General features: G+C 70.1%; 2 protein-coding genes. Both read left to right on the forward strand.

Annotated features, from left to right (window positions below; all coding sequences use genetic code 11):
• Positions 1-232: 232 nt before the first annotated feature.
• Positions 233-697, forward strand: a complete 465-nt coding sequence (locus TSH20_RS30730) for a flagellar biosynthesis repressor FlbT (RefSeq protein ID WP_247870957.1) — start codon at positions 233-235, stop codon at positions 695-697.
• Positions 694-4498: tetratricopeptide repeat protein (locus TSH20_RS30735; protein ID WP_146207504.1), on the forward strand; the 3805-nt coding region annotated here is incomplete at its 3' end. The genes TSH20_RS30730 and TSH20_RS30735, both read left to right, overlap by 4 nt.

Consider the following 4498-nt stretch of genomic DNA (forward strand, 5'->3'; position numbering starts at 1 on the left):
CTGCTGATGCTGCAGACCCGGCAGCAGCTGGGCACCATCGCCCTCTCGCTGGCCAACCAGTCGCAGCAGTCGATCCTGCGCCTGTTCTAAGGCGTAGAGTTCGGACGGCAAGTTCGGGTAGGATCACGCCCGGCGGGCGGCGGCATCAGGCCGCCGCCCGTTTCTTTTTTGGGCCGGACCGGGCCGGCAAAGGCCGGACGGCGACGGCCCGCAAGCCCCGGGTTCCTCACTCATGCCACTCAAGTTCGTGCTTCGTCCCAACGAGAAGGTCATCATCAACGGTGCCGTCATCGGTGCCGGCGACCGTCCGGGCTCGTTCTTCCTTTACAACACCGCCAATTTCCTGCGTGGACGCGAGGTGCTGAAGGAAGAGCAGATCGACTGTATCGAGAAGAAGCTCTATTTCGTCATTCAGCTCGTCTACATCTTCCCGGAAGACTCGACGCTGAACCTTCAGCGCTTCGCCTCCATTCTCGACGAAACGCGCGAGGCGCGGCCCGACGCCGCCAAGACGCTGGACGAGATCACGCGACTGGTCGAAGGCCGCAACTACTACCGGGCGCTCAAGCTCTGCCGCAAACTGTTCAGGGCGGCGGACGGCGCGGTGGTCGATGACGGTGCCGAGCAGATTGGCGCCGAACAGATCGGCGGTGGCGCCGACGACGATGACACCCCGACGACAGACCGGATGCCGTGACCGCCGCTGATCTGCTCGACGCCGCATTGCCGCTGCACCGCGCCGGCCGCCTCGCCGAGGCGCTGGCGCTGTATCGCCGGATCCTGATCGACGATCCGGCGCATGCCGATGCGCTGCACCTGTCGGCCATGATCGCCTACCAGACCGGCCGGACCGCCGAGGCACTTTCCGGACTGGGGGCTGCCCTGGCGCTGCAGCCGCGCTTTCCCACCGCCTACAACAGCCTCGGCAATGTTCTGGCCGATCTGAACATGCCGGATGAGGCGCTTGCCGCCTATGCGGTCGCGATCAGGCAGAACGACCGCTATGTCGAGGCCTATGGCAACCGCGCCACCGTGCTTCAGCACCTCGGCCGGCGGGAAGAGGCGGCGGACTCCTATGCCCGTGCGCTGACCTTCGACCCCGACAATCTGACCGCCCGTTTCAACTACGGCATCCTCCAGCGGGAAATGGGCCGGATCGCGCCGGCGGCCAATGCCTTCTACGCGGTGGTCCAGGCCGACCCGTCGCGGTCCGCCGCCTGGCGGCATCTGGCGATCTGCCTGCGCGGGTTGGGCCACCCGGATGCGGAGGCCTGCCTGCGCCGTGCGCTGGAGGCCGTCCCGGCGGACGAGGAGCTGTCGCTGGAACTGGGCGTGCTGCTGAATGGCCGGGGCGACCATGGGGAAGCCTGCGGCGTTCTCACCCCGGCGGTCGCGGCGCATCCCGGCAATGCGCAGTTGCACTTCGCCTTCGGCACCGCCCTGCAGGGCATGGGGCGGCTGCGTGAGGCCGTCGCGCAGTTCCGCCTTGCGTTGGACCGCGAACCGACGATGCAGGGCGCCTGCAACAATCTGGGTGTGGCCCTGCTCGAACTCGGAATGACCGGCGAAGCCGTCCCGGTGCTGCGCCGGGCGTTGATCCTCAGCCCCGACGACGCCGTGGCGGTCAACAACCACGGGACGTCGCTGGAGGATCGCTACGACCCCGCCTGCGATTTCGAACGGCCGGCGCGGTGGTACCGGCGCGCCCTGCGCCTTCGGCCCGACTATGGGAAGGCCCTGGTCAATCTCGCCGGCACCCACATCGGCATGCGGGAGACCGGCCGCGCCGAGCATCTCTGTCGCCGTGCCGCAGCGGCCGACCCCCGAAGCGTCGAGGCCTATTCCAACCTCGCCGGCCTGCTTCTCGAGCGCGACGACACCGCCGGGGCGGTGCGTCTGTACCGGCGCGCCTTGGCGGTCGACGCCGGGAACCCGACCGCATTGACCGGCTACGGCCTTGCCCTGCAGATTCTCGGCCGTATCGGGGAGGCGGAGGCGGCCCATCGGCGCGCGCTGGAGATCGACGGCAACAATGCGGAGGCCGCGGGCAATCTCGGCATGATGATCTGGCAATACCGCCAGGACCACGCGGCGGCCGAGCCTTTCATGAACCTCGCCCTGTCGGTCAATCCATCGCTCGGCACGGCGCACCTCAACCGCGGCATGATGCGCCTCGCCCGCGGCGATCTCGCCGGCGGGTGGGAGGGATACCGCTGGCGTTTCCGGGCCAAGGGGTATGTGAACCGCCGGATCGCCGCCCCGCTGTGGCGCGGCGAGGAGCCCGGTGGCAGTCGCCTGCTGGTGTGGCGCGAGCAAGGGGTCGGTGACGAGATCCTGTTCGCCTCCTGCTATCCGGCGTTGATCGCGCGCACCGGGCATGTGGTGATCGAATGCGACCGACGTCTGGTGCCGTTGTTCGCCCGCTCCTTTCCCCGGGCGACCGTTCGGGCGGAATCGGTCGATGCCGCCGGCCGGGAGACGATTCACTCGCCGGACCGGCCGCCGGGCGTCGATTTCCATGTGCCGGCCGGCAACCTGCCGGAGCTGTTGCGCGGCAGCCTGTCCGCCTTCGAACCGCAGGAACCCTGGCTGGCGGCGGACCCGGCACTGGTGGAGCGCTGGCGGGAGCGGCTGGCGGCGCTGGGGCCGGGCTTGCGGATCGGCATCGGCTGGCGCAGCCAGCTGATGACCGCCGAGCGCAAGGCCGCCTACGTGCTGCTGGAACATTGGGGGCCGCTGTTCGCCGTCCCGGGACTGGTGTTCGTCAATCTGCAATATGGCGACTGCGAAGCCGAGCTGCGGACGGCGGAAGAGCGCTTCGGCGTGACCATCCACCGCTGGGCCGACCTGGACCTGAAGGACGATTTCGACGGCACGGCTGCACTGACCGCCAACCTGGATCTGGTGATCTCGCCGGCGATGTCGGCGGGGGAACTGGCCGGTGCGCTGGGCGTGCCGGTCTGGCGCTTCGGCACCCGCGATTGGACGCAGTTGGGCACCGGCGTCCGGCCCTGGTTCCCGACCATGCGCCTGTTCCAGCCCAGACCGGGCGAGGGGCTGGAGACCACGCTCGTCCGAATGGCGCAGGAGTTGGCGCGCGCGGCGTCCTGCAAGCCTCCGGTGCGCCTTCCGGTCCCAGACGCGGACGGAAGGCCGGGGAGTGAGGCCGACAGACTGACGGCGGATGCCGTCGCCCATTACCGCGCCGGCGACGAGGCGGCGGCGGACACCCTGGTGCGGCAGGTGCTCGACACGGCACCCGGTCATCCGGTCGCCTTGCATCTGGCCGGTGTGCTGGCGAAGCGTCGCGGAGCATTGGAGGAGGCGCAGGCCCTGCTGGTCCGCGCCGTCGCCGCCGACCCGGTCAATGCCTCCGCCCATGCCGCGTTGAGCGAGGCCTGCCAGGGGTTGGGCCGTTTCGACGCGGCCGAGCGGGCGTCGCGCGCCTGTGTCGCGGTGCAGCCCGACGGCGTCGGGCACTGGGTCAACCGGACCGCGTTGCTGCGCCGCATGGAGCTGGATGGGGAGGCGCGGTCCGCCGTTGCCCGTGCGCTGCGCCTGCGCCCTGATCTGGCGCCTGCCCACGGCCACCGTGCCGAACTGGCGGTGCGTCCCGAGGATGCGGTGGCAGCCCATCGCATCGCGGTCGCCCTGATGCCGGGGGCCGCCGATATGCTCAGCAATCTCGCCACCGCTCTCCACAAACTTGACCGTTTCACCGAGGCCGCGCGCGCGGCGGACCACGCGACCCGCAGCAACCCCGGCCTCGCCGTCGCCTGGACCAACCTGGGCAACAGCCTGGAAGCGCTGGGCAGGGTCGCGGAGGCGGAGGCCTGCCACCGCACCGCGATCGGCCACGACCCGTCGCTTGCCGAGGCCCACGGCAATCTGGCCTATCTGCTGAAGCGGCAAAGCCGGCATGAGGAGGCGCTGGCCGCCTTCGATGCGGCCCTGCAGGCCGATCCCAAGCATGCGCAGTCCCATTTCAACCGCGCACTCCTGCTTCTGGAGACCGGCGTCCTCCGGTCGGGCTGGAACGGCTACGACTGGCGTTTCGGCACGCCGGCGCTCCGGAACCATCGACGCCGGCTGTCCATGCGGGCCTGGCGCGGCGAGAACATCGCCGGGCGGCGCCTGCTGGTGTGGCGGGAGCAGGGCATTGGCGACGAATTCCTCTTCGCCTCCTGCTATGACGAGGCGATGCGGCGCGCCGGCCGTTTGGTGATCGAATGCGACCGCCGGCTGGTGCGGCTGTTCGCGCGCTCCTTCCCCGATGCCGATGTCCGCCCGGAAAGCACCGACCCGCGCGACGCCGATGTCCAGATCGCCGCCGGCAGCCTGCCGCGACTGTTGCGCACCGAGTTGAAGCGCTTCCCCGAACGGCATTCCTGGCTGGTGCCGGATCCGGCGCTGGTGGAGCGCTGGCGGGAGCGGCTGGCGGCGCTGGGGCCCGGCTTGCGTGTCGGCATCGGCTGGCGCAGCCAGCTGATGACCGCCG

It is taken from the genome of Azospirillum sp. TSH20 (assembly GCF_003115935.1).
GTDB lineage: Bacteria > Pseudomonadota > Alphaproteobacteria > Azospirillales > Azospirillaceae > Azospirillum.

Excerpts from the sequence above, each read along its gene's own strand:
- TSH20_RS30730 (WP_247870957.1), top strand. The coding sequence starts at position 233 with ATGCCACTCAAGTTCGTGCTTCGTCCCAACGAGAAGGTCATCATCAAC.